Genomic DNA, 4,068 nt, shown 5'->3' on the forward strand with positions numbered 1-4,068 from the left:
CCTAACGCGACAAAACCGGAATCCAGGTCTCCGACCAGGATCTCGGCAAAAAATTGAGTGGCCGTAAAATTGGCCAATTTCTTATTAAAATTGAGAACGAGCAAATAGTCAAGTCCAAATTTCGAAAGACGCTCAATCTTTTCCTCCGGCAACACTATCCTCTGGAGCGGTAAATCCGGCCTGAGGACATAAATCGGATGTGGTTCAAATGTAACCACGACAGATTTCAGATCCCTTTTTTGGGCCTGATCGTTCAAGTAACCGATCAATTTACGGTGGCCCAGGTGGATGCCGTCGAAAGTCCCAACTGTAACCGCTGTCCGGCTGTCGAGACAACGCTTCAGCTCCTTGCTTTCACGGAATACCTGCATCACAACACCCGCCTGTATTCGAACACCTTGCGGTCATTAAAGCTGTTTTCTGCTATATGACTGCTGTCAGCCAGGACATTTCCTAAAGCCAATGTTTTTCCTGCTGAATTCTTTAACAGTACGATCTCTCCCGCATCAAACTCAGAATCCGTTTCAAGCAGATCCCGTCCCCGGATTTCGACACCGTTTTTTACCATCTCCGCTTTTTGGTCGGTAACTATCAATGCCGGGAAATCCAGGGCATCATCCAGGGCAATCAAATAATCCTGAATTCCGTCCAGTGAATTGAGGGCTTCGAGTTGCCTCAGAGTCAGTGAATCATCGACTGAAAAACTGCCGACTTTAAGCCTCCTGAGAGAATACAGATGAGCCCCGCATCCGAGTTTCAGTCCCAGCATTTCGGCCAGGCTGCGAATGTAGGTCCCGCTTGTGCACTCGATTTTGACCTCGACATCGGGCCTTTGATAGTCCACCAGCTCAATATAATTGATGCGCACTTTGCTGTACTTGACCGGGATATCGGTCCCGCTACGGGCGTATTGGTAGAGTCTTTTGCCCTCGTGATGAGCGGCCGAATAAGAGGGAATGACCTGCTCTATTTCTCCTTCGAATTCCTTCAAAGCGGGTTCGACCTCACGTCTTGAAACAGTTATTTCAGAGCGCGATATCATCCTGCCGAAACGGTCGAATGTCTCGCGCCTTTCGCCCAGTCGAATTACCGCCTGGTACAGCTTTTCCTGTCCGCTGAGATAAGCGGAGAGTTTAGTAGCCCGTCCCAGAACCACCACCATCAACCCGGTTGCGCCCGGGTCGAGTGTACCGGTGTGTCCGGCTTTTTCGACTGCAAGAGTACGCCGGACCTGGTTCAGTGCTTCGAATGAGCTCAATCCGAACTGTTTATCCATTAAAAGAACACCCTCAATCGACATCCTCGATCAATTCCCCGATTGCAGAAATGAGTTTTTCTTTGGCTTCCGGAAGCGGTGCATGGATATGGCATCCGGCGGCGTTGAGATGACCACCGCCATCGAATTTCTGGGCCAGTTTATGCACGTCGATATCCCGTTGTGACCTGAGCGATATCTTGGTGAAATCCGGACGCAGGTCTTTTAGAAGAGCGCCCACCATAGCGCCTTTGACTTTCATGGTCCACTCCACCATCCCCTCCATGTCTCCGTATTTGAGCCCATAGCGTTCGAGATCGCTTCGTGTCAGAGTCAGCAGGCAAGCCCGCCCTCCCAGGACGACATCCATACTGGCCAAAAGCTCGCCGGTCAGGCGGAGCTGGGCCTCAGAATTGCTGAAGTAAATTCTGTCTGTCAAAGCTTTTATATCTATACCCTGCTCGATTAGTTCAGCGGCAACCCGCAGTGATTCGGGAGTGGTAGAAGTAAAATGAAAGCGTCCGGTATCTGTGAGAATCGCGATAAATATATATTCGGCAATTTCCCGGCTGATTTCGAGACCGGCCTGCTTGAAGATCCGGTAGTTCATCTCCCCCACCGAGGAAGCGTCCACATCGATGTAGTTAATCAATCCGAATTCGCTGTTTTCGCGATGGTGATCGATATTTATAATGTCTGTTTTCGGGGCGACAATATCTTTCACCTCCCCGATCCTGTCGATCGAGGTACATTCGAATATAACTGCCAGATCGAAACCCTGTTCGGGGACGATCCAGTCCTCAGGTTCACATTTGACCAGATCGATTTCTTTGAAGTCATGGAAGTAATGCGGGATATGCCCCTGATTATACATCCAGACCTGCTTGCCGAGTGACTTGAGGTAGAGATAGAACGAGATCTGGCTTCCGAGCGAATCACCATCGGGACCCTGATGAGAACTGAGCAGGACCCGTTCCGAGGACTCCACCCGTTCGATTATATCCCGGATGAGAGAGGATTCATTCTTCGTCATCCTCATCCCCCGCTTTGTCCTCGCGTTCTTTTTCGATCTGTTTGAAGAGTTCTTCCATCCGCGCTCCGTATTCAGCCGAGGTGTCCAGTTCAAATTCGATCGAAGGCGAATGGCGAATATTCAACCTGCGCGCCAGTTCAGACTGGATCATTGCCAGACCCTTGTTGAGTACTTTTTTCGATCTGCGCTTGTCGTCATCATCACCCAGGACACTAAAAAAAACCCTGGCGTTACGTAAATCGTTAGTCAATTCAGCATCGGTGATCGTCACGAACCCGAGATTAGGGTCTTTGACCCGGGTCTGGACGATATCGGCCACCTCGCGCATGATTTGATCTTTGAGCCTGTCTTTTCTGGAAAATTCTCTCATTACATAAACGAAGTCTGAAAATCCAGCACTTCACCTTCCAGGTTGCGTTCAATTTCGGCCAGGGCTTTGCTCATCACCTGGCTGGCGTAGGATGATTCATTGGTGACGATACAGCAGGAAAGCGACGCCCTCTGCCAGAGATCGTTGTTGCCTGTCTCCGAAATGGAGACATTAAATTTATTGCGAACTCGCGTAATAATCCTTTTCAGGATATGCCTTTTATTTTTCAGGGATTGAACCTGTGGCAGGAAGAGTTCAACTTGTAACAGACCGATTACCATCTCAGAGTTTGCGGGATACCTCGATATTCACAAACGATTCAAGGATATCACCGACTTTGACATCGTTAAACCCATCGACCGCGATACCGCACTCAAATCCCGAAGCCACCTCCCGGACATCATCCTTGAAACGTTTGAGCGAAGCTATCTCGCCTTCATGGACCTGTATTCCATCGCGGATGACGCGGATTTTGTCGTTGCGCATAATCTTGCCGTCAAGCACGTAACACCCGGCAATCGTTCCGACTTTTGGTACCCTGAATGTGTCGCGAATCTCGGCTGACCCATGAATCTCTTCTTTAATTTCCGGTGCCAGCATTCCCTCCAGGGCCGCCCTGATATCGCGTTCGATTTCATAAATGATAGTGTACAAACGCACATCTACTTTTTCGCGAGTAGCCAGTTCACGGGCACGTGCATCCGGCCGGACATGGAAACCGATGATGATCGCGTTGGAGGCGGCCGCCAACAGCACATCGTTTTCGTTAATACCTCCCACACCGCGGTGGATAATCTGAACCCGCACCTCCTCGGTGGAAAGATTCTGAAGCGTATCGGCGAGCACTTCGACCGAACCATCTACATCGCCCTTGATGACGATATTGAGGTCGATCACCTCACCTTCCTTGATCCAATCTTTGACGTTTGAGAGGGCAATCCGCTTCATATGGCGGAAATCCTGTTCGCGTTTGATACGCTGGCGTTTATTTGCAATCTGGCGTGAAATCGATTCATCCGAGGTCACAAAGAAAGTGTCACCGGCCTGTGGAACCCCATGTGAGCCTGTAATCTGCGCCGGCCAACCGGGTCGCACCTCGTCGAGGCTGTCACCTCGATCATTCATCAGCGCGCGTACACGGCCATGGTAATTACCGACCACAAAAGGATCACCAACTGTCAGTACACCTCTTTGTACTATAATCGTAACCACCGGCCCCTTGCCTTTTTCAAGTTCGGCCTCGACCACGATCCCTTTCGGGCGGGAATCGTAATTGGCTTCGAGTTCGAGCACATCGGCCTGAAGCAATATATTTTCCAGGAGTTCGTCTACTCCCATACCGGTCTTGGCCGAAATCTCGACCATCACGGTCGAACCGCCCCAGCCTTCAGGTGTCAGGCGATGCTGGGA

6 protein-coding genes are annotated in these 4,068 nt (G+C 50.4%); all 6 read right to left on the minus strand.

Annotated features, from left to right (window positions below; translation table 11 throughout):
* Window positions 1–371: riboflavin biosynthesis protein RibF (locus GF404_06570; GenBank protein ID MBD3381843.1), on the minus strand; the 371-nt coding region annotated here is incomplete at its 3' end.
* Complete coding sequence (truB, locus tag GF404_06575) at window positions 371–1,300, minus strand: tRNA pseudouridine(55) synthase TruB (protein MBD3381844.1); 930 nt, start codon at window positions 1,298–1,300, stop codon at window positions 371–373. The genes truB and GF404_06570, both read right to left, overlap by 1 nt.
* Window positions 1,290–2,294: a hypothetical protein gene (locus GF404_06580; GenBank protein MBD3381845.1), complete on the minus strand. Its 1,005-nt coding sequence runs from the start codon at window positions 2,292–2,294 to the stop codon at window positions 1,290–1,292. The genes truB and GF404_06580 overlap by 11 nt, the downstream gene beginning before the upstream one ends.
* A complete protein-coding gene (rbfA, locus tag GF404_06585; protein ID MBD3381846.1) occupies window positions 2,275–2,658 on the minus strand; it encodes a 30S ribosome-binding factor RbfA in 384 nt (127 codons plus the stop codon). The genes GF404_06580 and rbfA overlap by 20 nt, the downstream gene beginning before the upstream one ends.
* Window positions 2,658–2,939, minus strand: coding sequence for a DUF503 family protein (locus GF404_06590; GenBank protein MBD3381847.1), 282 nt, complete (start codon window positions 2,937–2,939; stop codon window positions 2,658–2,660). Before GF404_06590 ends, rbfA begins: the two co-directional genes overlap by 1 nt.
* A gap of 1 nt (window position 2,940) precedes the next feature.
* Window positions 2,941–4,068, minus strand: a 1,128-nt coding sequence (gene infB, locus GF404_06595) for a translation initiation factor IF-2 (GenBank protein ID MBD3381848.1), incomplete at its 5' end; no start/stop codon positions are given.

The organism is Candidatus Zixiibacteriota bacterium, assembly GCA_014728145.1.
GTDB lineage: Bacteria > Zixibacteria > MSB-5A5 > JAABVY01 > JAABVY01 > WJMC01.

Coding starts and splice junctions, on each gene's coding strand:
- truB (MBD3381844.1), bottom strand. CDS start 1,300: ATGTCGATTGAGGGTGTTCTTTTAATGGATAAACAGTTCGGATTGAGC.
- GF404_06580 (MBD3381845.1), bottom strand. CDS start 2,294: ATGAGGATGACGAAGAATGAATCCTCTCTCATCCGGGATATAATCGAA.
- rbfA (MBD3381846.1), bottom strand. CDS start 2,658: ATGAGAGAATTTTCCAGAAAAGACAGGCTCAAAGATCAAATCATGCGC.
- GF404_06590 (MBD3381847.1), bottom strand. CDS start 2,939: ATGGTAATCGGTCTGTTACAAGTTGAACTCTTCCTGCCACAGGTTCAA.